This is a genomic window from Pseudomonas sp. R43(2017) (assembly GCF_002112345.1).
Classification (GTDB): domain Bacteria; phylum Pseudomonadota; class Gammaproteobacteria; order Pseudomonadales; family Pseudomonadaceae; genus Aquipseudomonas; species Aquipseudomonas kribbensis.
The window spans coordinates 258701-283139 of the sequence record NZ_NEHJ01000004.1 but is presented as its reverse complement, the minus strand read 5'-3'; the positions used below and the strand labels follow the sequence as shown (position 1 = coordinate 283139).

Here is a 24439-nt window from a genome sequence, read left to right as displayed (position 1 = left end):
GGCCGTGCCCGGGAACCTCGCGGCCTCAATTCACCGTGCCGCCCTTCGCCTCGCTCATGATCTGCCGGATCGCCCCGACAAAGGTGTCCACCGGCTGCCCGCCAGTCACCGCGTATTGCCCGTTGAACACCACGGTCGGCACCGAACTCACGCCCCGCGACAGCCACAGTTGTTCTTCCTTGCGCACGTCGCTGGCGAACTCGTCGGACGCCAGAATCGCCTCGGCACGCTGTCGGTCCAGACCCACGCTTTCGGCAATCTGTGCCAGTTGTCCGTGATCCGACGGGTTGCCGCCATCGGTGAAATACGCCTTGAACAGCGCCTCTTTCAACGGCAACTGCAAGCCCTCCTCCCCGGCCCAATGCAGCAGTCGATGCGCATCGAAGGTGTTGTAGATGCGGCTGTTGGAATCGGTGCGGAAGGCGAAACCGACATCGGCGCCACGGGCGCGGATCACTTCACGGTTCTTCTGTGACTGCTCCGGGGTCGAGCCGTATTTTTCCTGGATATGCTCGCCGATGTTCTGCCCTTCGGCGCCCATCTTCGGGTTCAGCTCGAACGGCTGGAAACGGATCTCGGCCTGCACCTCGTCACGCAGAATCTCCAGCGCCCGCAGCAAACCGTACAGACCGACGACGCACCACGGGCAGGACACGTCGCTGACAAAATCGATTTTTAGGGCAGAACTCATGACACACCTCGCGCGTTCAATCGGGGTCAAAGACCTGCACGATACACCCGCTAGAGCAGGTTGCGCTCGCCCACCGGTTCGATCTGCGCCCAGTGCGAGGTGTCTTCACGGTGCTGCTGCAAATATGGCAGCACCGCCGCCAGCAACGGCGCCTTGAACGCCTCCTGAAAACGATGGGCCAGCCCCGGAATCAGCTTCAACTGGCTGCCGCGAATGTGCGCCGCCAGATGTACGCCGTGCATCACCGGCAGCAACGGATCGGCGGTGCCGTGCACGACCAGGGTCGGCACCCGCAACTGGTTGAGCAGCGCGACCCGGCTCGGTTCGGCGAGGATCGCCATGATCTGGCGCTTCACGCCTTCGGGGTTGAACGCCCGGTCATAGGCCACCGCCGCCTGATGCAACAGCATCTGACGATCATCGGTAACCATCGGACTGCCCAGCGCTGCCAGCAAATCCGCCTGTTGTTCCAGCGCCACTTCGCGATTGGGCGCGCCGCGCCGGGACAGCAGTTGCACCAGTGCCGCGCTCGGTGCCGGCAGGCCTTCGGCGCCGGAACTGGTCATGATCAGCGTCAGGCTCTCGACCCGCTGCGGCGCCATGGCCGCCAGGTGCTGGGCGATCATCCCGCCCATGCTCGCGCCGAGCACGTGGAATTGTTCGACGTGCAGCGCGTCCATCAGGCCCAGCGCATCGTCGGCCATGTCGGTCAGGCTGTAAGGCGCCGCCACCGGCAGGCCGAGTTTGTAGCGCAGCACTTCAAACGTCAGGTTGGCTTCGGCCGGGGCCTGGCGCCAGGTCGACAGGCCGACATCGCGGTTGTCATAGCGGATCACCCGGAAACCCTGCTGACACAGAGCGACCACCACTTCGTCCGGCCAGTGGATCAACTGCCCGCCCAGGCCCATCACCAGCAGCAATGCCGGATCCGACGCACGACCGATGCTCTGGTACGCCAGGCTCACCTGCGCCAGATCGACCCGTTCGGTCGGAACATTGACATCACAACGCGACGCCGCAGAAGACGCCGGCACGAAAAAAACCGCGGCCAACAACGCCGCGATTGCAAAAATTCCCTTGAACATGAAAAACACCGAAACGCAGAACCCCAGTAGAGCGCGAGTCTGATGAAGTTTGTTCAAGCGCGCTGCCACAGTTCGATGACAGTTTGATGAAGAGTGCCGAGCGGTCGGCGAAGGGCGGATAACTATGTAACACCGGCGTGCCCGGCGTTGCCCCTTGAATGGCGCGTCTACGGAGCGGATTCCCCGCGCCCTTCTCCGAGTGCCGTTGCCATGGTCGAAAGATCCTTTTTACTGAGCGCCTCTCCCGATTCAATTTCCCTGCCGGTTTTTTCCGCTCTGCCGGCGTCTGTCGACGAAGGCCTGCTGCAAAGTGCGGCAACCCGCCGACAAATGTGCAGCGAAGGACTGCGACAGCTGTGTGCCGGCGTGCCGTCGGTACGCGCAACGCTCAGCCGGTTGCTCCGTCAGGAACTGGGCCTGGACGGAACACAGGCAGGCCTCGCGTTCAATCCCGTCGGCGGCTATCCCGAACGCCGGGTCAGCCTCCTGGAAGCCTGTGCCTACATCGTCCGGCACCCTCAACCGCAAGAGTGGCTCGACAGTCAGTGCCGGGTGACCGGCGTGAGCGACTCTCATGCCTTGTCCGGGCTCCTTCCGTCACAGTTGCTTGCCCGGATCCAGCGCCTCGAACCGGCACTGGCCCTTGACGAGCGCTGGCACCATTACTGGCGCTCCCGGGCGCCCGGCACGCCGCTGTCGCGACGGGACCAGGTCGATCACCTGTACCGCGGGCATATCGAGGCGGCTGCGCAAATGGCTTTCGCCCGCCGCACGGTGACGGCAGAACAGCTGCGGCCACTGTGGTCGCTGATGGGGGAACCCGCTGTGCAACCCACGGCCGGCAATGCCCTGCGGGTCGAGCTGCCAACCCTGCGCCTGACCAGCGGTGTTCGGGTCAAGCCACCGGCGGCCTGGGTCATCAGCCGCAGTGACGACAGCGGACAGTTGCTGTACGTGCCCGGCCTGCCGGATGCCATTCAGGCTTTTTCCCGGCGCAGCGAACTGGACACCTGGCTGACGCGCCGCCCTCTGGTCCCGGTCGGTCTGCCGCTCGACGGCCTTCAGGTCGAATACGCCTCGGCCGGCCAGTCGCTGACCCTGGCGGTCAATGAATGGTTGGTGCAGCAACAGACGGCGCAGGTCGCTGCCTTGCGCAACGGCCCGGACGCCAGGCCCGATCTGGCCGGACAGGGGTCCCACGCTCTGGATGTCGCCGACAGGGTCGACCGGCAGCGTGGCATTGCCGTTTTCTGCGCACCGCCCGGCCAGGACAACGAACCCTCCGGCGCCTCGCCAGCGGACGAGAATGAGGTGTCGCTGTTTGGCAGCCTGCATGCCGATATTCCCGGGACGCTGCGTCAGGCCAGCGTCGCCCGGGCATACGACGCACTGGAATCACTGGCCGATGACGACACGTTGCAATCGCTCAAGACGCTGCAAGCGACGCTGGAAAATGCCCGACAGAAAGCGGACGAGGCCGCACACGCGCTGCTCTATCGCGAAAGGACGCTGGACATGGTCACGTTCAATCGCCAGTTCACCGCACTGCACGACGCGCACAAACAAGGCCTGCGGGCCGAAGCCGGAATGCAGCGGGCGCTGAACCAGCTGAGTGTCGAAGAACATGAGCGGCTCGTCGCGCTGCTGGATACCCCCGACAGCAACGATGCCGATCAACGGGTGAAAAGCCTGACACTGTCGCTGAGCGAGCCTGCGGGAGATACAGTCAGCCGCCAGGAACTCAGCGGTCCGTTCCTGCTGATGCCAGATGCCACAGCGGCCGGGCCGGGCCCGACAGCAGGCCTGCTGCTCTACTGGCCCGGCAGCGGTGGCGGACTCCTGCGATTTGCCGATCGTCAGGCACTTGAACGGCACCTGTTCAAGCTGCAGGCCAGTGACACCCGGCTGACGCTGCAATTGAACACTCTTACTGGCGACCCGTTGCGTCATGCCTTCAATCAGCTGACCGGCGAGTTTGAAACCCGGGCAGCGACAATCCGCCAGTGCTACAGCGCCCCCTCGCAGGCACAGCAACGCGCCGAAGAACTGGAACATTTGCGCCGTCAGACACTTCCCCTGCTGCAGGTGCCGGACAATGCCGCACGACACCTGGCGCTGAACCATCGAATGCAAGAGCAGCGCAGCGCCAGCCTCGCCACGCAGTTGCCGGACTGGCTGCCCCGTCTGAGCGATGGCGAGCGCAATACGCTCAGGGAGCTGATACAGGCGTGGATTGCCGCCATGCACCGCAGTCACGATTTGTTGACCGTCACATTACCGCCCCGGGAGGACTTCACTCGCCAGCATCTGCTCACCCGGCTGCGCCAGGATTTTTCCCTCAAGGGAAATTTTTCGGTGGAACTGGACCTGCCCGATTCCGTGATCCTGCAGAAACAGGCATTCAGTGCCCCCGGGGCGCCAGGCACACCGCAGAAACTGGTGGCGGTTCCCAGCGCATCCCGCAGCCGCCTGTCGCTGGAAACCCTGGCCCAGCTCAACATCGACAATACGCCGTCGATGAATCTGGAACCGCTGCTGATGCGCCTGCGCTTCATGCAGGTTGAAGTCAGTGCCAGCGATGAACGTGAACGCACGGCTCTGAGTACCGGGATCACCCTGCCTTACCTGCGCAGAATCCTGCCGGAACTGGATCTGCCCAAAGCCTACGAACAAAGGATTTACGACACGTTCAAGGGCGCGACCGATGAGCCCGCGTTCCGGCGCGAGCACCGTCGGGAATGCCTGCTCGAACCCTGGCGTTTGATGCTCCGGCTGCAGGGCCGATGTGCCTGGCTGCAACACCAGATCGGCGTCGATGACCTGAGCCTGTTCGACGTTGCCATCGACGCCGACACGGCCGACGCCTGGAAAACCGCTGGCCGGCGCATTGCGCTGTTTCCTGCCTACCTTGCCGCCGGCGGCACCGACACGCCGAATGAAGGCCCCACGACATTGTCCGGAGTAACCTTCATCGAAGAACAGGTCAGCGGCACGACACTGCTGTATCTGCCGGACGCCCCCGATGCGAGCGTTCTGCGCCGGTACGACAGTCTTGAAGCCGCACGCATGGGCCTGTTCAATCGTTGCAGCCAGGACGCAATGATCGGCTATCTGGCCCGCCAGGCTCTGCAAGGCAGCGTGCAAGCCCATGAACGCCGCATGGCGCAGGCAGTGACCAGGCGTTTCGACGCCATGATCGGCGTCGGCCCGCGCTGGCCGGCAAGCACTTCGCTGGCCGCTCATTTGCTCGATGCGCATATGGGGCGCCTGATTGAGGTTCATCGCGGCACCTCGCGCTCCAACGACGCCTTGTATCGGGAACGTTATGCCCTGCAGGGCACACGCGTTTTCGACTACCTGAAAATGGCCCTGGGCATGCTGCCGTTCGTTGGCAGCGCCATCGCCTTGTACGATGCCTGGAACGCAGCCAACCAGGCTGTCGCGGCGCTTCTGCGGGGCAGGGTCGGCGACGGTCTGGCCGAGATCGAATCGGTGTTGCTGTGCCTGATCGACGCCTTGATCGACATCGTGCCCGGTGCCGGCGCGGCTTTGAAGGCTCGATCCGCAACCCGTGCCCGCCTGTTGCGAAACCTGGCCTCGGACGTCGCCACGCTGACCGTTCCCGATACACAGCAGGCCCGGCGAATCGTCGAACGCTTTACCGGTTACGAATATGAGAAACCCGTCTCGCTGGCGGGGCTGCGACCGGCCGAAGGAGGTGTCTGGCGCAACATTTACCGACATGCCGACGGCGATTTCATTGTCCGCCAGGGCCGGATCTACCAGGTCGAATGGAGCACCGACTCCCGCAACTGGCGCCTGCGCGGCACCTCGCAGAATACCTACAGACAACCCATCGCCCTGAACGAGGCCGGAGAGTGGGACACCTGGTTCGGCGTCTACGGCACCACCTTCGAAGGTGGCGGTGCCGGTGGCGGCGGCGTGCTCGGGCATATGGCCGATGTGCTCGAACCGGTCTGGCCACTGGCAATCCGTGACCGTCTTCCGCGCTGGCTGGTCGACCGGGCCTATCGCCGCCAGCATCAACTGACGCTTGAATGTGATGACCTGAGTTACCGCCTGGATCTCCAGATCGAACGAAGCGACGGGGCGATCAGCGCTTACAGCCTGGCTCCCGATGACGCCCGGCTGAGAAGCGTCGCGCAGAAAGCCTGCGAGGACGACATTGCCCTGCTCACCCGGCAGTACCAGACAGCCGCCGAGCTGCGTCCCCTCACCCATGGCAACAAGTTGCGTGCCCTGCTTGAAATACAGAGCCAGGACGCCGCACGGGTGACCGACCGGTTCAAGCACCGTATCTATATGGCCAACCACCGGATTTATAAATGGCTCGACGAGATCGACACCCGGCACGCGACCCTCGATGCACTGCCGGAGAATTCGATTGCCGAACGCCTGGCTCTGCTGCTGGAAATGCGCAGATTGCGCGTCGATGTGACCACCGCTATCGAAGAGCTCGAAGCGCTCATGGGCGAACTGAACCGCTGGTACGCACTGATCGGAGTACGTGCCGACAAGGCCAGACTGACCGAGGCGGTCACCTATCTGAACGGGCGCATGAACGACTTCAACCTGGGTTACCTGAAAACCGCCAATCGCCTGGAGTCCATCAAGAACTTCGAAGACACCGGTGATGTTTCCTGGCTCTACCTGCAACGACGGGCCTTTCAACTGCGCGTGGACATGGACCGGGCCCTCTACACTCAGTTCAGCCTGTCCGAAGTCAGCGCCAACCGGGCGCAGCGCATGCAGATCCTGGGCAACTGCCTCGAGACCTACGCCCGATACTGCCGGGAAATGAACCAGTGGACGGCCAGCTATCCGCAGTACTTTCACATGGAAGAATTCGAACCGCTGATGACCGGCATCGAAGCCATGGCCGAACGCGCCAGGAAGGCCATCGATCATCCCGCACCGCCTCGTACGACGGGACCAAGCGAGAAGAAGATTTTCCAGACCGAAGACCAGCAATGGCTGATCGGGGTGGAAAACTGGGAGCCAAGAACCCGCAAGCGGCAGTTCGTCCTGAACCACGGCAAGGCAGGCCGGGAAGTCTGGGAGCAGGCTGACAACGGCAAGTTCCGCCTGCTGACGGTGAACGCACCGCCGCAGCCCGCGCCTTTGCGCAACCTCGCATCGCTGCTGGCCGATGCCCGCAAGCGCCTGGACGGTCAAGCGGCCTATCAGGCCAAAGTGCAGGGACACGCTGAGCGCGACATGCTCCCGGTGGATCTGGAACACATGATGATCAGTGAAGCCGATGACCTGAGCCGTCGGGCCAGCGACATTGAAGCGATGTCGGCAGAAAACCCGATCATCAGTGAATTGAAAACGAAGGCCGACGAATTGCGCCTCACCGGGCGGCAGTTGCGTACCCGGCAAACCCTGATGAGTCGAAAACCCACCGACGGCATGCTCGATGACCTGCTGCGGCAGAACGCCGTGGAAGTGCGCAAGGTGGCCCTGATGAAACAACTGCGCAATCGCGCCGACGGTCGTCCCGACCATATGCAGGAATATGAAATCCACGACCTGAGTGCCCGACCGCCGCGTCTGCTGTGGTATGCGCATTTCCACTACAACAAACCCAGGCCGTCATTCGCAGAGTTCGAGAAAGCGCACCTGAAACTGCCGGAGCACCGCTACCTGACTCACGCCGACAATGCGGCGCTGCCGTATGCCGACATCGGTAAACGCTCGGCGGTCCTGCCCTGGTTCGAAGCGTTGTAAAACAAAACGGGGAGCGGTTGGCCGCTCCCCGTTTTGCTGTGCGTCAAGCCTGCTGACTGCGCAGCTGCCGCGCTGCCGCCACCATGTTGACCAGCGCTGCTTCCGTCTCCGGCCAGGCACGGGTTTTCAGCCCGCAATCGGGATTGACCCACAACCGTGCTGCCGGAATCCGTTTCACGGCCTTGCTCATCAGCTTGACCATTTCCGCCGTGTCCGGCACCCGTGGCGAGTGGATGTCGTAGACGCCCGGGCCGATGTCGTTCGGGTAGTCGAACGCTTCGAAGGCATCGAGCAATTCCATGTCCGAGCGCGAGGTTTCAATGGTGATCACGTCGGCGTCCATGTCGGCGATGGCCTTGATCACATCGTTGAATTCGCTGTAGCACATGTGGGTGTGGATCTGGGTTTCGTCCTTCACGCCCGAGGCGGTCAGGCGGAACGCTTCCACCGCCCAGTCCAGATACTCCTGCCACTGTGCGCGGCGCAGCGGCAAGCCTTCGCGGAACGCGGCTTCGTCGATCTGCACGATTTTGATCCCGGCGTTTTCCAGATCAACCACTTCATCCCGCAGGGCCAGCGCCAGTTGCTGCGCCTGAACCTTGCGCGACACGTCTTCGCGAGGGAACGACCACATCAGCATCGTCACCGGGCCGGTCAGCATGCCCTTCATGACCTTGTCGGTCAGGCTCTGGGCGTAAATGATCCAGTCCACGGTCATGGCGCTCGGACGGCTCAGGTCGCCATAGATCACCGCCGGTTTCACGCAGCGGGAACCGTAGCTCTGCACCCAGCCGAAACGGGTGAACAGGTAACCGTCGAGTTGCTCGGCAAAGTACTCGACCATGTCATTGCGTTCGGCTTCACCGTGCACCAGCACATCCAGGCCCAGACGCTCCTGGACTTGCACCGCATGGCGGATTTCGCTGCGCATGGCATCGTGGTAATCGTTGGCCGACAGCTTGCCCTGCTTGAACGCCTGGCGGGCCAGACGGATCGAACCGGTCTGCGGGAACGAGCCGATGGTGGTGGTCGGGAACGCCGGCAATTTCAATCGCGCCTGTTGCGCGGCGATACGCTTGGCGAACGGCGAATGACGCTGGCTGTCGCGAGCATTGATCGCTTCGATCCGTGCCTGCACTTCGGCCTTGTGAATACGCGGCGAGCGGGCACGACTTTCCTGAATGGCGCGGCTTTCGGCCAGTGCGCTTTGCACCTTTGGGGCTTGAGGATCGTTCAGCGCATCACGCAGCACGGAGATTTCGGCGCACTTCTGCACGGCGAATGCCAGCCAGCTTTTCAGTTCTGGATCGAGCTTGTCTTCGCGCTCGACGTCCACCGGGCTGTGCAGCAACGAGCAGGAACTGCTGACCCACAGATTGTCGCCAAAGCGCTCCTGCGCCGGTTGCAACTGCGCCAGTGCCTGCTCCAGCTCGCAGCGCCAGACATTGCGGCCATTGACCAGGCCTACCGAAAGAATCTTGTAGGTCGGCAGGCGATCCAGCACCTGACCCAGTTGATCCGGCGCACGCACGGCATCGATGTGCAGGCCTTGTACCGGCAGGCCGACGGCGAGGCCGAGGTTGTCTTGCAGACCGCTGAAATAGGTCGCCACCAGTTTCTTCAGCGGCGAGTACTGAAGGATGTGATAGGCGCGTTCGAAGGCGTTTTTCCAGGCCTGCGGCAGGTCGAGAGTGAGGATCGGTTCGTCGATCTGCACCCATTCCACGCCCTGTGCGGCGAGACGACCGAGGATTTCGTTGTACACCGGCAGCAGGCGCTCGAGCAGTTCGAGCTTGTCGAAATCGTTGCCTTTCGCCTTGCCCAGCCACAAGTAAGTCAGCGGGCCGATGATCACCGGTTTGACGTTATGACCGAGGGCCTTGGCTTCTTCGACTTCATCGAACAGCTGTTCCCAGCTCAGCTTGAACTGTTGATCCGCAGTGAATTCCGGGACCAGATAGTGGTAGTTGGTGTCGAACCACTTGGTCAGCTCTTGAGCGTATTGGGTCTTGCCGTGCTCACCGCCGCAGCAGGATGCCGTGGCGCCACGGGCCATGACGAACAGGGTGTCGAGGGTCGGCAGGCCACGCTCGTCGCGCACACCATCGAAGCGCTCCGGGATCACACCGAAGGTCAGCGAGTGGGTCAGCACCTGGTCGTACCAGGCGAAGTCGCCGACCGGCAACAGGTCGATGCCGGCGTCTTTCTGCAATTGCCAGTGTCTGGCACGCAGCTCACGGCCGACCTGATTCAGGGACGCCTGATCGAGATCGCCTTTCCAGTAGGCTTCGAGGGCTTTTTTCAGTTCGCGGTCGGCGCCGATGCGCGGGAAACCAAGGGTGTGGGCCACGGCCATGTCGAGTGTTCTCCATTGCGTAAAAGATGGCGCCATTGTCGACAGTCAACCCAACATGAGACAAACTCAACCTTTTCGTGTTGATCACAAATTTTCCTCATGGAGCCCGCGGTGCTTGAGATCCGTCACCTGAAAACCCTGCATGCCCTGCGCGAAGCCGACAGCCTGGTGGATGCGGCCGACCGCCTGCACCTGACCCAGTCGGCGCTGTCCCACCAGTTCAAGGAACTGGAGGAGCGCATGGGCATGCCGTTGTTCGTGCGCAAGACCAAACCGGTGCGCTTCACCAGCGCCGGCCTGCGTCTGCTGCAACTGGCCGACGCGACCCTGCCGCTGCTGCGCGCCGCCGAACGGGACATCGGGCGTCTGGCCGGTGGCACCGCCGGGCGTCTGCACATGGCCATCGAATGCCACAGCTGCTTTCAGTGGCTGATGCCGACCATCGACCAATTCCGCGATGCCTGGCCGGAAGTCGAACTCGACCTCGCTTCGGGATTCTCGTTTGCCCCGCTGCCGGCGCTGGCTCGCGGTGACCTGGACCTGGTGGTGACGTCCGACCCGCTGGAAATTGCCGGTATCACCTACGTGCCGCTGTTCACCTATGAAGCCATGCTTGCGGTCGCCAACCAGCATGCATTGGCAAGCAAACCGTACATCGTCCCCGAAGACTTGCTGACGGAAACCCTGATCACTTATCCGGTGGAACGCGACCGCCTCGATATCTTCACCCGCTTCCTCGAACCCGCCGACATCGAGCCGGCGCAGGTACGCACCTCGGAACTGACGGTGATGATGATGCAACTGGTGGCCAGCGGTCGTGGCGTGTGCGGCATGCCGCACTGGGCGCTGCATGAGTACAGCTCGCGGGGCTACGTGAAGGCCAAGCGGCTGGGGGAGAAAGGTCTGTTCGCGACGCTGTACGCGGCGATCCGCGCCGACATGCTCGACGCGCCGTACATGCGCGATTTCCTGCTGACGGCCAAGGACACGTCGTTCTCGACGCTGGATGGGGTCAGCGCGGTTCGTTGAGGCTGGCGGATGGCACCAGAGGCGCGCACCACATGTGGATCTTGTCGAAGTAGTCCTCGCCGACCCGCACCGCCATCGGTTCCAGACCGAACTGGATGAAACCGCAGCGCTGGTACAGCTTGAACGCGGCTTCATTGCCGGCGGTGACGGTCAGTTGAATGACTTTCAGCGCCGGATGCTGCTGCGCTTCTCCCAGCACCGCTTCCATCAACTTCAGGCCCAGCCCGCGCTGACGAAATTCAGCCGACACATACATCCCGAATATGGTTGCCTTGTGCCGGGCCTTTTCCCGAGGCTCGAACGCCAGGCCGACGATACCCGCCAGGCGGCCTGCTTCGAACGCGCCAAACACCGCGTCGAGCTTGCCGGTCAGGCGCGACTCCCACCAGCTCAGCGGCATCGCCGCGCGCTCACGCACGCTGGAGGTGAAGGCCTGCGGATGCCGGTCGTATGCCTCCAGCATCAACTCCCGATAGGCCAGCGCGTGGCTGGCGTCCAGTCGTTCGATCCACATGCTCAAGCTGCCTTGCGCTGCTCAAGCATCAGCCGCACCGCCAGACCACCGAGCACGAAGCCCATGAAATAACGCTGCGCCGCCAGCCACGTCGGGTTGCTGGCGAACCACGAGGCAATGCCCGCCGCCGACAGGGCAATCAACAGGTTGACGCTGAAACTGACGCTGATCTGGGTCAGGCCGAGAATGATGCTCTGGCTGAACACCGAGCCGTGCTCGGGCGTGATGAACTGCGGAAACACCGAGAGGTAGAACACCGCGATCTTCGGGTTCAGGGCGCTGGTGAGAAAGCCCATGGTGATGAGCCTGCGCGACGAGTCCGCCGGCAATGCCTGCACTTCGAACGGCGAACGCGCACCGGGTTTCACCGCTTGCCAGGCCAGCCACAGCAGGTACAGCGCACCGGCCCACTTCAACACTTCATAGGCCATCGGCACCGCGAGAAATACCGCCGTCAAACCAGCCGCCGCCGCGAACATATGCACGAAAAACCCGGCCACCACGCCGAGCAGCGACGTGACCCCGGCCTTGCGCCCCTGACAGATCGATCGCGAGATCAGGTAGATCATGTTCGGCCCCGGCGTCAGTACCATCAACAACGCGGCAGCGGCAAAAATCAGCAGGTCTTGAAGCGGGATCATGACGAAGTCCTTTGCACGAATGATCAGGCGATCGCAGTCAGCGAGGCTCGATAAAACGGCAGGATCAGGTCGCGTGTCAATGGGGCGAGAACCACATCGCCGTCGGTGGCCGGGTCGATCCAGATCACCTCTTCGATCTCGGCCGCCGGGGAGACATCGGCGTCGATGGTCAGCTGAAAGATCTCGGCCTGCACGACAAACCCCGGCTCGTTGGCGGCCGGTGCCGAGAACTGACCGAGAAAACTCGCCTGCGCCAGATCGATCACCAGCCCCAGTTCTTCTTCCAGCTCGCGGGCCAGGGCATGCACCGGCAGTTCATGGGCCTCGATCTTGCCGCCCGGTTGCATGAACGCCGTGGTGTCGCGCTTGCGCACCAGCAGGGTCTGGCCTTCGGGGTTGAGCAGCAGCGCGGCGGCAATACGAATGGTGCGGGGGGAAACAGCGGATACAGAGGTCATGGGTCAGCCACCGGCCTTGGGAAAAACCGCAAGGATCCCATGCCGGCGGCGCCAGCGTCACCTCGTGCGGCCTCAAGGACCGGCCAGCAGCGCCGCCTCGCCCTCCTCCGGCACTTTCACGAACACCTTGTATTTGGCCCCCTCCATGGCTTCGAAACTGATCAGTTTGTCCACCAGCAGCGCACTCAGCACCTTGCCGGCATTGAGCAGCAGCATGCCGTTGTCGGCATTGAGGTTGCGCGCCAGGATCATCCCCGCCGCCAGCTCCCGGGTGCCCAGCACCTTGACGCTCGGATCGGTCAGGGTGATGTCGCTGACCATCGCGCAGACCTTGATGAAATCCTCGATCAACTCGGGATCGTAAAGCCTGCCGGCGTACTGGCGCAGGTACAGCAACGCCTCGTCGCTGTTCATCTGCCGTTCGAGAATCAACCCGCGCTGCAACTCGACGAAATCCACCGCCAGTTTCAACAGCCGCGAGCCCAGGGGAATGGCCTCGCCCTTGAGCCGGTCGGGGAAACCGCTGCCGTCCCAGTGTTCCTGATGGTGCAGGATCAGCCGTGCGGCATCCTTCATCGGGTCCAGGGTCATCAGCAGTGACTCGCTCTGTTTCGGATAACCCCGATAGCGGTCGCGGTCAGTGCTGTGCAACAGGTCCGAAGGGGTGGTCATCATGCTGTCGGTCCAGCTCAGCTTGCCGATGTTGTACAGCGCGGCGGCCATGGTCAGGTCGCGGCTGGCGGCTTCGTCCAGCCGATGCACCTTGCAGTAGCCGCGCACCAGTTCGATGATCTGCCGGTTGGTCTGCTTGGCCGGCGGCAGGCGCAGGTTGGCCAGCAGCGAGAACACTTCGGTGCCGGTCACATAGCTGTGCTTGAGCTCCTCGTAGGCCAGATCGAGCATGTCGGCGGTCTGCTGCAACTCGGCGGTACGGGCGCTGACATGTTTTTCCAGGGTGCTGTTGAGCAACTTCAACTGATCGTTCTGCACCCGGGTCAGTTGCTCCAGACGCTCGCGCTCACGGGCCAGATGCTGATGTTCCAGGGCCTGGCGCAGGATCAGCAGCATCTCCTCGTCGTTCCAGGGTTTGCTGATGTAACGGTCGATCTGGCCCTCGTTGATGGCCTTGATGATCGCCGAAGGGTCGGCATAGCCCGTCAACATGATCCGCGTGGTCGCCGGATACAGCTGACGAACGCTGGCCAGCAGCGTGGCGCCGTCCATATTGGGCATCCGCGCGTCACTCATCACCAGATCGACCGGACGTTGCGCCAGCATTTCCAGCGCCTGGGCACCGCTGCTGGCGAGCAACACCTCATAGGGCTGGCCCCGCAGCAGGCGGCGCAGGCTGTTGAGGATCGACTCCTCGTCATCGACCAGCAACACGGCAGGCCGATGGGCCGGAGTCGGGGCGGATTGCTCTTCCATGGCGAGGCCTCGCGAATGACGATGGACGTGGCAGGCGTGTCGACAGACCTCCTCCCTTGCCCGCGCCTGAGTGACAGGCTAGATGATTTTTGCGCCGGGACCGCGCAAGCCATCGGGTAAGGCGAAGTACCCACAGGGCAACTATGCTCAAGTCGCTGGACGACACCATCCGCCTGCGCGCAGGCCTGTGATGAGGGGAAAAGGATGCTCCCGATGACGATCGTGCGTGAACTTGCGGGCAGGGCGCCATGAGTGCGCCACCTGGTCCCATCAATCGCCGTGTGCTGATCGTCGACGATACGGCATCGATCCACGACGATTTCGCGAAAATCCTCAAGTCATCCGCGATTGAAGACAATCGTCTGGGCGAAACCGAAAGCCTGCTGTTCGGCACCCCGTCCGCCGCGCCTGCCACACAGAACGAAATTTTCGAACTGGATTCGGCCTTCCAGGGGCGCGAAGCGCTGGACAAGGTCGAAGCCGCGCTGGCCGCCGGTCGCCCTTACGCCATGGCCTTCATCGACATGCGCATGCCGCCGGGCTGGGACGGCCTGGAAACCATCGAGCGGCTCTGGCAGGTCGATCCCAAGCTGCAAGTGGCCCTGTGCACCGCTTATTCCGATTATTCCTGGGAAGAGATCGATCAGCGGTTGCCGCTGAATGATCGCCTGCTGATCCTGAAAAAACCCTTCGATGCGATCGAAATCCGCCAGATGGCCAGCGCCCTGACGGTCAAATGGCAAATGACCGAAGACGCCGCGCTGAAAATGAATCAGCTGGAACAAAAAGTGACCCTGCTGGCCCGCACGGACGGCCTCACCGGGCTGGCCAACCGCGCCACGCTGATCGAGCGTCTGCACCAGGCCTTCGCTGCCGCGCGCCGGGGGGCGGCGCCATTCTCGGTGTTTTACCTGGACCTGGATCACTTCAAACGGGTCAATGACACCCTCGGTCATCCGGTCGGCGACCTGCTTTTGCAGCAAGTGGCACAACGGATCAAGGCCGTGGTCCGGGAGAACGACGTGGTGGCGCGTCTGGGCGGCGATGAGTTCGCGATCCTGCAACTGGACGTCAGCGAACCGACACAGTCCGCCGCCATGGCCAGCAAAATCCTTGAAACACTGCAGGCGCCCTTCCAACTGGGCGGCAATGCCGTGCGCATTTCGGCCAGCATCGGCATCAGCAGCTATGCGCCCGTCAGCTTCGATGCCGACAGCCTGTTGGGGCAAGCCGACATGGCGCTGTACCGCGCCAAGGAGTCCGGACGCGATCAGTTTCACTTCCACTCGGAGGACATCACTCGGGAGGTGGCCGAGCGCATGGTCCTTGCCGAGGAGTTGACCACGGCCCTCACCCAGGGAGGACTGAAGCTCGATTACATGCCGGAAGTGGACCTGCACAGCGGCAGGATTCTCGGCATGGCCGCGCAGGTCAGCTGGCAACACCCCAGGCTTGGCCTGCTGCCGGCGTCAGCCTTCGTTCCGGCGGCGGAAAAGACCGGCGCAATCATTCCTCTCGGGCGCTGGATTCTGGATCAGGCCTGCTGGCAGATGCACCGGTGGCAAAACGACGGGGTGGCGCCTCCGGTGATGGCGATCAAGATTTCCCTGGCGCAGCTCAAGTCCGGCCCCGAACTCATCTACGACGTGTTGCGCACCACGGCGCGCTGGGAGCTGGCGCCATGGGACCTGCGCTTCGATGTCACCGAAGCCACCCTGGCCCAGACCCAATGGACCCACAATGATGCGTTGCCGCGCCTGCGCGAGCTGGGCGTGACCATCGCCATCGATGATTTCGGCACCGAATACTCATCGTTCGATTACCTGAAAACCTACCGGGTCAATCACCTCAAACTCGCCCAGTCCCTGATCGACAATGCGGCCCGGGATGAAGACGGCGCCAACCGGCTGCGGGCGATCGTCAATTTCGCCCGGGACCTGGCCATCGACATCAGCGCCGAGGGCGTCCGGCCGGACGCTCAGGACGCCGCCCTCGTACCCGGCGCACCGTTGAAAAACGTGCAGGGCTTTTGCCTGAGCGCGGCGGTCAGCCCGGAACAGGCCGCCCGACTGCTGAAGGACGCCAGCGCGGCCACTCCGCTGCCCAGGGAGGATGAAGGATGAAAACGCCTTTCCCCCAGACCAACCGGCGCATTCTGATCGTCGACGATACGCCGGCGATCCATGCCGATTTCCGCAAGATCCTCGCCCCCGAGACGGCGGCTGAAGCGGATCTGAGTGGTCTTGAACAGACGCTGTTCGGCACCCGCCAGTCGCCGCACCTGACCTTTCAGCTCGATTCCGCCTATCAGGGCCAGGAAGCGTTGAAACTGGTGCAACACGCGCTGGACGAAGGTCGCCCCTATGCCCTCGCCTTCACCGACATGCGGATGCCGCCCGGTTGGGACGGCCTGGAGACCATCGAAAAACTGTGGGAGGTCGATCCGAACCTGCAAATCGCCTTGTGCACCGCCTACTCCGACTACAGCTGGGAAGCCATGGCCGAACGGCTGGAATTCGGCGATCAGTTGCTGATCCTGAAAAAGCCGTTCGACACCCTGGAAATCCGTCAGATGGCCAATGCCCTGACCTGGAAATGGCAACTGGCCCAGGACGCGGCGCTGAAGTTGCTCAGCCTCGAGCAGACCGTCGAAGCCCGGGTGCATGAGCTGCTCAAAGTCTCGCGCCTGTTGCAGTACGACAGCCTCACGGGCCTGCCCAACAGCACCTTGCTCGGTGACCGTCTGACGCAGTCACTGGCCGCTTGCCGGCGCCATGACAAACAACTGGTGGTGATGTTTCTCGGCCTGGATCGCTTCAAGCGCATCAACAATGCCCTGGGCCATCCGGCGGGCGACGAGATGCTCAAACGGGTCGGCCAGCAACTGCTGGCCTGCGTGCGCGAATCGGACTCGGTGTTTCGCTATGGCTCCGACGAGTTCGTGGTGATGCTCAGCGACATCAATCACCCGCAGCAGACCCGCAGCATCGCCGAAAAACTGCTGGCGGCCATCCGTGAGCCTCAGACGATTGTCGGTCATGACGTCAGTGTCACCGCCAGCGTGGGCATCAGCCTTTATCCGGACGACGGGCTGGAAGCCATCGACCTGATCAAAAAAGCCGAGACGGCCATGCGCAATGCCAAGGAAAGCGGTCCGAACGAGATCGGTTTCTTCATCGAGGCCATGAACCAGCGCGCCCGGGAACAGCACGGCATCGAGTCGGGCATTCGCCTGGCCCTGCAACGGCACGAATTCGTCCTGCACTACCAGCCGAAAATCGATCTGGGCAGCGGCCGGGTGGTGGGCGCCGAGGCACTGGTACGCTGGCAGAAACCGGGGCATGGCTGGGTGTATCCATCGGAGTTCATCCCCGTGGCCGAAGACAGCGGCCTGATCGTGCCGCTGAGCAAATGGGTGCTGGGTGAGGCGTGCCGTCAGACGCGGGACTGGCAAAAAGCCGGGTTGCCGCCGATCCGCATGTCGGTCAACACCTCGGCCATCGACTTTCGTCAGCGCCTGTTTGTCGAGGGCATCGAACAGGTGCTCAAAGAGACCGGGCTGGATCCCGCCCTGCTGGAGCTGGAGATCACCGAAGGCGTACTGATGCAGAACGTCGACGCGACCATGAGCGCGTTGAACCGGCTAAAGGCCCTGGGCGTCAGACTGGCCATCGATGACTTCGGCACCGGCTATTCCAGCCTGAGTTACCTGCGGCGGTTCCCCATCGATGTGCTGAAGATCGATCAGTCGTTCATTCGCGGCCTGAGCCATGACAGCAGCGATGCCGCGCTGGTCGGTGCGATCATCAGCCTGGGCAAGAGCCTGAACCTGAACGTCATCGCCGAAGGCGTGGAGACTGCACAACAACTGGCCTTTCTCAGGGCCCACGACTGCGAGGAGGGCCAGGGTTTCCATTTCAGCAAAGCCCTGCCGGCAGACGCCTTCGCCCGCCTGCTGGTGGCCGGGGTGCCTGGTCCCTGGAGCGTTGCATGAACACGCCGACGACAGGCCTGTCGCGCAGTGTTTTGTTCCTGATGCTTTTCGCGCCCTGCGTCGAAATTGTTGCCGCGCCGCTGGACGAGCCGCTGAAACCGCTGCCCGACATTCCGAAACAGGATCCGAAACGCGTCGAGCTGGGCCGCCGGCTTTTTCTCGATCCACGGTTATCGGCCAACAACACCCTGTCCTGCGCCAGCTGCCATCAACTGGACAAGAACGGCGCTGACAGCCGGTCCCTTTCCCTGGGCTTCGATGGCCAGCCGGTGGCGGTCAACACCCCGACCGTGCTCAACGCCAGCCTCAATTTCCGCCAGTTCTGGGACGGGCGCGTGGAAACGCTGGAAGAGCAGACCAGCGGCGTCATCACCAGCCCCCACGAAATGGGCAGCGACTGGAACACTGTCGTGCAGCGGATTGCCGACGATTCCGGCTATCGCCAGTCTTTCAGTGCCGCCTACCCGGATGCCGTGACGCAAGCCAATATCCAGAACGCCCTGACGAGCTACGAACGCACGTTGCTGACACCCGGCTCTCGCTTCGATCAGTACCTGCTCGGCAACACCGAGATCCTGACCCTCGATGAGAAATACGGCTATCAGCGCTTCAAGGACTACGGCTGCATTGCCTGCCATCAAGGCGTAAACATCGGCGGCAACATGTACCAGAAGTTCGGAGTGTTCGGTGACTACATCGCCGATCGCGGCAACCCGACGCTGGCGGACCAGGGCCGGTTCAACGTCACCGGTGACGAAAACGATCGGGCCGTGTTCAAGGTGCCGAGCCTGCGCAACGTCGCGCTGACCGCTCCGTACTTCCACGACGGTTCGGCGCCCACTCTCGAACGGGCGGTGGACGTGATGTTCCAGTATCAGTTGGGGCGCATGCCGAGCGAGGAAGACAAGGCGCTGATCATCGAGTTTCTCAAGACCCTGACCGGACACTGGGAGGGTCAGTCATGATGAAAACCGTCTCGGGGCGGCTCAGCCTGCTGTTGCTCAGCCTCCTGGCCGTATTGCTGGCCTCGGTCCTGGTGTTTCTGTACCTCAAGTCCAGTTCCGAGCAGACCACCACCTACACCGAATCCCGGGACCTGATCCGTCAGATCAAGCAACAGGATTCGCAGTGGGAAAGTGAAGTCCTCAAGGCCCGGGTGGCGATCACCCACAATTACGACCCGCTGGTCTCGCCGATGAACGAGATGAATCGCCTGTGGGCACGTTTCGAATCCATGGAATCCGGGCATGGACGCGGCGAATCCACACAATGGGACCATGCCCACGAACGCTACCTGGACGCCATGCAGGAAAAGACCCGTCTGGTGGAGCAGTTCAAGTCGCACAACGCGTTGCTGCGCAACTCCCTGGCGTTTCTGCCCAGCGCCGAAGATGACATTCAGGCGCAACTGGCCAATCTGTCCGACCTCGACAAGATTCAATTGCAGAACATCGTCACCGACACCTATGACCTGTTGCTCAGCGCACTGGAGTTCGCCCAGGTCGCCTCTGATGACAAAGCCTCCGACATCGAGGTGGGCCTGAACAAACTGGCGGTGAACGCGCAACGTCTGCCGGCGGATTTTCAGACTCCGATCAGGATCCTGAGCAATCACATTGCGCTGATCCTGCGCGAGCAACCGATCGTCAACCGCCTGCTCGATCAGATTGAGTCGATCCCCGTGGCCGAGCGCCTGGACACCATCACCAACATGCTCGACCTGGATCAGCAACAGGCCGAACGCACCGACCAGAAATACCATTTCTACCTGCTGCTGTTTTCCGTCCTGCTGATGTTGTCGCTGCTGTGGCTGGCCATCCGCCTGATCCGCAGTTTTGCTGAAATCAACCGGGTCAACGCGGCCCTGCAAACCGCCAACGATGTGCTCGAGCAACGGGTCGACGAGCGCACTCGCGAACTGAAGAACGTGCAGAGCGAATTGCTCGATGCCGCGCGCCAGGCCGGCATGGCGGAAATCGCCACCAACGTGTTGCACAACGTCGGCAACGTGCTCAACAGCGTGAACATTTCCTCCGACCTGATCTCGCGAAAACTGCGCAGCAGCAAAGCCTTGGGGCTGGGCAAGGCGATGCAGTTGATCAACGAACACCCGGACGACCTCGGGCCGTTCCTGACCGAGGATGCCAAGGGCAAGCTGCTGCCGGGCTACCTCAACCAACTGGTGGGCGCCATCGCCCAGGAACAGCAGGAAATGGCCGACGAACTGGCGCAGATGAACAAGAGCGTCGATCACATCAAGGACATCGTCGCCACCCAGCAATCCTATGCCGGGGCCAACAGCCTGACCGAGCCGCTGTACATCAACGAACTGCTCGAAGACGCCCTGCGCATGAACGCCGGCGCGCTGACCCGGCATCACGTCACGGTGGTCAAGGATTACGGCGACGTGCCCCAGGTGATGGGCGACAAGCACCGTCTGCTGCTGATCCTGATCAATCTGATCAGCAACGCCAAGTACGCGATGTCCGACCTCAGCAACCGCCCGCGGACCATGACCCTGGGCGTGAAGATCGTCGATGAAGGCTTTCTGGAGATCAGCGTCCGGGACGATGGCGAGGGCATCGCCCCGGAAAACATGACGCGGATCTTTGCCCACGGCTTCACCACCCGCAAGGATGGCCACGGCTTTGGCCTGCACAGTTGCGCCCTCGCGGCCATCGAGATGAACGGCCATCTCACCGCCCACAGCGACGGGCCGGGGCTGGGTGCGCTATTCACCTTGCAGATCCCGCTGATCACGGTAACGGAGAACGCATGAGCGAACTGTCGAACCGCCGCATCCTGCTGATCGATGACATGCCGTCGATCCACGAAGACTTTCGCAAGATCCTCACCCCGAACCGGGCGCAGTCCGCGGAACTGGACGAGATGGAGGCGGCCCTCTTCGGCGCCCCCGCCAAGCCCCGGCGGGCGATGTTCGAACTGGACTCGGCGTATGGCGGCGAGGAAGGCCTGGCCAAACTCAACCTGGCCCTGCAGGAGCAATGCCCCTACGCCCTGGCCTTTGTCGACATGCGCATGCCCGACGGTTGGGACGGAGCGAAAACCATCGAGCAGTTGTGGCTGCAGGATCCGCAATTGCAGGTGGTGGTCTGCACCGCGTATTCCGATTATTCCTGGGATGAACTGCTGGATCGCCTGCACGCCCATGACCGGCTGCTGATCCTGAAAAAGCCGTTCGACAACATCGAAGTCCAGCAAATGGCCAACACCCTGCTGACCAAATGGCAGATGACCGAGCGCGCCTCATTGCAGATGCATCACCTGGAACATCTGGTGGACCAGCGCACCGCCCAGTTCAAGCAGGCCAGCGAAGCGTTGCAGCGAGAGATCGATGAGCGCAAGCAACTGGAAGGCCAGTTGGTGCAGTCGGAAAAACTCGCCTCGCTGGGGCAACTGGCCGCCGGAGTCGCCCATGAAATCAACAACCCGATCGGCTTCATTTCTTCCAACCTCGGCACCCTCGACGGCTACTTCCAACAGTTGCTGGCCATGCTCGGCGCCTATCACGTCGCCGGGCAGACCCTGGCGGCCGAGCCTGCCGCGCAGTTGCAACAACTGCGCGAGCACCTCGAAGTGGATTTTCTGCTGGAGGACATTCCGGTGCTGATCCGCGAGTCCAAGGAAGGCATCGGCCGGGTCGGGCAGATCGTCAAGGACCTCAAGGACTTTTCCCGGGTCGACACCCAGCAGCAATGGCAGTGGGCGAACCTGCAGCAGGGCATCGAGTCGACCCTGAACATCGTCGCCAGCGAACTCAAGTACAAGGCCGATGTGGTCAAGGAATACCAGGACATCCCGGAGATCGAATGCCTGCCCTCGCAGATCAATCAGGTCATCATGAACCTGGTGATCAACGCGGCGCAGGCCATGGGTGCCGAGCGCGGCACCATCACCCTGCGCACTGCGGTGCAGGGCGAGTCGGCGATCATCGAAGTGGCCGACACCGGCTCGGGCATTGCCCCCGAAACCCTGCAGAAAATCTTCGACCCGTTTTTCACCACCAAACCCGTAGGCCAAGGGACAGGGCTGGGCCTGTCCCTGTCCTATGGCATCGTGAAGAAACACGGCGGGGATATTTCAGTCAGCAGCACCCAGGGCGTTGGCACCACATTTCGCGTGAAACTGCCATTGCGCCAGACCCGGCCTGCGGCCTGAGCTCAGGTCGCTTCCTGGAAATCCATTTCCGGTGGCTGGCGACGGAAACCGCCGGTCAGCACCGCCAGATACACCACACCAATCGCCAGCCAGCTCAGGCCCAGATACACCGCCAGGTGATCGAGGCTGACCATCAGCCACAAGTCCGCGACCAGACCGATGAACGGGAACACCAGAAACAGCACCAGCTCGCGCAGGCCTTTTTTCTCGCCACCGATCCAGTAGTGAAAAATCACTGACAGGTTGACCAGGCTGAAGGCCAGGAACGCGCCGAAGTTGATGAACGAGGTCGAGGTGGTCACGTCGAGTTTCAGCGCCAGCAATGCCACCACGGCGCAGAGCAGGATGCTGTTGAGCGGCGTACCGAAGCGCTCGTGCAAGGTGCCAAAAAATGACTTCGGCAACACGCCGTCACGGCCCATCGCAAACAGCAGCCGCGAACCGCTGGCCTGCGCCGACAGACCCGATGCGAACTGACCGACGATCAGACCGATGAGGAAGATCGACACGAACAGATCGCCACCGATGTTGCGCGCAATCTCGTAGGCCGCCGAGTCGACATTGTCGAACTGAAACGACGGATGAGCGATCTGCACGAAGTACGACACGCCGACGAAAATCAACCCGCCGATCAGAGTGATCAACATGATCGCCCGAGGGATGGTGCGACGTGCATCGCGGGTTTCTTCGGTGAGGGTGCTGACTGCATCGAAGCCGAGGAACGAGTAGCAGGCAATGGCCGCACCGCTCATGATCAGCGGCATCTGCATGTCGCCATTGAAGAACGGTTTGATCGACCACAGCGGCGTGCTGGCGTCGCCGCCGACGTAATGCACGCACAGGGCGACGAACGCGACCAGTACCAGAAACTGCACCAGCATCAGCAAGGCGTTGATGCCATTGGCGAGCTTCAGGCCGATGATGTTGATCGCGCTGGTGATGCCGATGAACGCCAGCACCCAGATCCATTGCGGGATCGACGGGAAGGCCGAAGCGAGGTACGCGGCGCCGATCAACCAGATCGCCATCGGCAGAAACAGATAATCGAGCAGCACGGCCCAACCGGCGATGAAGCCGAGTTTCGGGCTGATGGCCTTGCGCACATAGCTGTAGGCCGAGCCGGCCACCGGGAACGCGGCAGCCATGCGGCCATAACTCATGGCGGTGAAGAACATCGCCACCAGCGCCGCCAGATACGCGGCGGGCACCATGCCGGCGGTGGATTGGGCGAGGATGCCGAACGTGCCGAGGACAATGATCGGCGTCATGTAGGCGATGCCGAACAGCACCACCGACCCCAGCGAAAGGGTGCGTTGCAAACGAGCCATGGGCGACTTACTCCGGATTTTATTGGATTTATGGCAGAGGCCGAGTTCGGCGAATGTTCCGGGTGTTGCTGATCGTTCCCACGCAGAGGGTGGGCACGATCGGATATCTCTTGTTCTTTAGCGCGAAGGAATCAGCAGCTCTCGTACTCCCGAGGCGTGTTCAACCACCTCCCCCGGCAACCTCAACCGCTGATCATCCAGATACCGATAATCCTTGCGCGCCAGCTCCAGCTGACCGAAATCCAGCTCGACACTGAACCGCCCCTCCTCACGCCCGGCCTCGAACAGCACCGCGCCCAGCGGATCCACCAGCGCACTGCCGCCGGCGAACATCAGCCCGTCATCCCCCGCTTCCACACGGTTGACCATCAGCGCAAACGCCTGGTTTTCCTGAGCCCGGGCCATGATCGCGGTGCGGTGGGTCGGGCCATAGGGATCCATGTTGCCGTTGGTGACGATCAGCAACTCGGCGCCTAGTTGCGCCAGGGCACGGGCCGACTCCGGGAATTCGATGTCGTAGCAGATCAGCAGACCGACCCGCACGCCGTTCCACAGGCACGTGGCGTAACGGTCACCGGCCTCGAAAACACCGCGATCCGAGGCCCAGAGGTGGGTCTTGCGATATTTCAGGGCGATGCCTTCGGGGGTGATCAGCAGCGTGGTGTTGTAGAAGCGGCCATTGTCGTTTTCGGCCATGCCGATCACCACGGCGACATTGCGTTCGCGGGCAGCGGCCTGCACCGCGCTGACGGTCGGGCCGTCCAGCGGCTCGGCGATTTGCGCCACGGTGTCGGCGGTCGGGAAGCCCATCAGGTGGGTCTCGGGGAACACGATCAGTTGCGTGTCGGCCGGGCACGCAGCAATCGCTGCCAGGGCGCGTTCGAGGTTGTACGCCGTGTCTTTGTCACGGCCCGCCAGTTGGGCGAGTTCGACTTTCATGGGGAGTCCTTGTTATGAGCGCCGGGCGCCGAAAGATTGCCCGGCG

General features: G+C 62.4%; 16 protein-coding genes. 7 read left to right on the top strand and 9 right to left on the bottom strand.

The genetic code is table 11. The features are described 5' to 3' along the window. Nucleotides 1-25: 25 nt before the first annotated feature. Both CAG02_RS13260 and CAG02_RS13255 read right to left on the bottom strand, forming a co-directional pair. Entirely contained in the window at nucleotides 26-691 is a 666-nt protein-coding gene (locus CAG02_RS13260; RefSeq protein WP_085709460.1) for a DsbA family oxidoreductase, read from the bottom strand. A gap of 50 nt (nucleotides 692-741) precedes the next feature. Then, nucleotides 742-1776, bottom strand: a complete 1035-nt coding sequence (locus tag CAG02_RS13255; RefSeq protein WP_085709459.1) for an alpha/beta fold hydrolase — start codon at nucleotides 1774-1776, stop codon at nucleotides 742-744. Between the two features lie 210 nt (nucleotides 1777-1986). On the opposite strand from CAG02_RS13255, the gene CAG02_RS13250 reads away from it, so the two are divergent. Next, nucleotides 1987-7527 carry a dermonecrotic toxin domain-containing protein gene (locus CAG02_RS13250; protein ID WP_085709458.1) on the top strand — a complete coding sequence of 1847 codons (5541 nt, stop codon included), beginning with the start codon at nucleotides 1987-1989 and terminating at the stop codon, nucleotides 7525-7527. Nucleotides 7528-7570: 43 nt separating this feature from the next. Here CAG02_RS13250 and metE read toward each other — a convergent pair whose 3' ends face one another. Continuing rightward, a complete protein-coding gene (gene metE, locus CAG02_RS13245) occupies nucleotides 7571-9883 on the bottom strand; it encodes a 5-methyltetrahydropteroyltriglutamate--homocysteine S-methyltransferase (RefSeq protein ID WP_085709457.1) in 2313 nt (770 codons plus the stop codon). 111 nt (nucleotides 9884-9994) lie between these two features. Between metE and metR the strand changes: the two genes are divergently transcribed. Then, the gene (gene metR, locus CAG02_RS13240) at nucleotides 9995-10912 is read left to right on the top strand and encodes a transcriptional regulator MetR (RefSeq protein ID WP_085709456.1); all 918 of its coding nucleotides are present in this window, start codon (nucleotides 9995-9997) and stop codon (nucleotides 10910-10912) included. Here metR and CAG02_RS13235 read toward each other — a convergent pair. From CAG02_RS13235 to CAG02_RS13220, 4 genes are all read right to left on the bottom strand, one after another. Beyond that, the gene (locus CAG02_RS13235; protein ID WP_085709455.1) at nucleotides 10896-11426 is read right to left on the bottom strand and encodes a GNAT family N-acetyltransferase; all 531 of its coding nucleotides are present in this window, start codon (nucleotides 11424-11426) and stop codon (nucleotides 10896-10898) included. The genes metR and CAG02_RS13235 overlap by 17 nt on opposite strands. Before the next feature lie 2 nt (nucleotides 11427-11428). Continuing rightward, the gene (locus tag CAG02_RS13230) at nucleotides 11429-12067 is read right to left on the bottom strand and encodes a LysE family translocator (RefSeq protein ID WP_085709454.1); all 639 of its coding nucleotides are present in this window, start codon (nucleotides 12065-12067) and stop codon (nucleotides 11429-11431) included. Between the two features lie 23 nt (nucleotides 12068-12090). Further along, entirely contained in the window at nucleotides 12091-12525 is a 435-nt protein-coding gene (locus CAG02_RS13225) for an NUDIX domain-containing protein (protein WP_085709453.1), read from the bottom strand. Nucleotides 12526-12597: 72 nt separating this feature from the next. Then, nucleotides 12598-13953, bottom strand: a complete 1356-nt coding sequence (locus tag CAG02_RS13220) for an HD domain-containing phosphohydrolase (protein ID WP_085709452.1) — start codon at nucleotides 13951-13953, stop codon at nucleotides 12598-12600. A 248-nt stretch (nucleotides 13954-14201) separates the two neighbouring features. Between CAG02_RS13220 and CAG02_RS13215 the strand changes: the two genes are divergently transcribed. From CAG02_RS13215 to CAG02_RS13195, 5 genes are read left to right on the top strand one after another with little or no spacing between them, the layout of a single operon-like run. Then, on the top strand, nucleotides 14202-16076 hold the full coding sequence (locus CAG02_RS13215) for a bifunctional diguanylate cyclase/phosphodiesterase (RefSeq protein ID WP_085709451.1): 1875 nt from the start codon (nucleotides 14202-14204) through the stop codon (nucleotides 16074-16076). Further along, nucleotides 16073-17947, top strand: a complete 1875-nt coding sequence (locus tag CAG02_RS13210) for a bifunctional diguanylate cyclase/phosphodiesterase (RefSeq protein WP_085709450.1) — start codon at nucleotides 16073-16075, stop codon at nucleotides 17945-17947. Before CAG02_RS13215 ends, CAG02_RS13210 begins: the two co-directional genes overlap by 4 nt. Before the next feature lie 41 nt (nucleotides 17948-17988). Further along, nucleotides 17989-18912, top strand: coding sequence for a cytochrome-c peroxidase (locus tag CAG02_RS13205; protein WP_139831878.1), 924 nt, complete (start codon nucleotides 17989-17991; stop codon nucleotides 18910-18912). Continuing rightward, nucleotides 18912-20726, top strand: a complete 1815-nt coding sequence (locus tag CAG02_RS13200) for a DAHL domain-containing protein (protein ID WP_085709738.1) — start codon at nucleotides 18912-18914, stop codon at nucleotides 20724-20726. Before CAG02_RS13205 ends, CAG02_RS13200 begins: the two co-directional genes overlap by 1 nt. Next, nucleotides 20723-22126 carry an ATP-binding protein gene (locus CAG02_RS13195; protein ID WP_085709448.1) on the top strand — a complete coding sequence of 468 codons (1404 nt, stop codon included), beginning with the start codon at nucleotides 20723-20725 and terminating at the stop codon, nucleotides 22124-22126. The genes CAG02_RS13200 and CAG02_RS13195 overlap by 4 nt, the downstream gene beginning before the upstream one ends. Nucleotides 22127-22128: 2 nt before the next feature. On the opposite strand, the gene CAG02_RS13190 is transcribed toward CAG02_RS13195, so the two are convergent. Together CAG02_RS13190 and CAG02_RS13185 are read right to left on the bottom strand one after the other, a co-directional pair. Continuing rightward, complete coding sequence (locus CAG02_RS13190) at nucleotides 22129-23454, bottom strand: APC family permease (RefSeq protein ID WP_085709447.1); 1326 nt, start codon at nucleotides 23452-23454, stop codon at nucleotides 22129-22131. A 117-nt stretch (nucleotides 23455-23571) separates the two neighbouring features. After that, nucleotides 23572-24393: a carbon-nitrogen hydrolase family protein gene (locus tag CAG02_RS13185; RefSeq protein ID WP_085709446.1), complete on the bottom strand. Its 822-nt coding sequence runs from the start codon at nucleotides 24391-24393 to the stop codon at nucleotides 23572-23574. Between the last annotated feature and the right edge of the window lie 46 nt (nucleotides 24394-24439).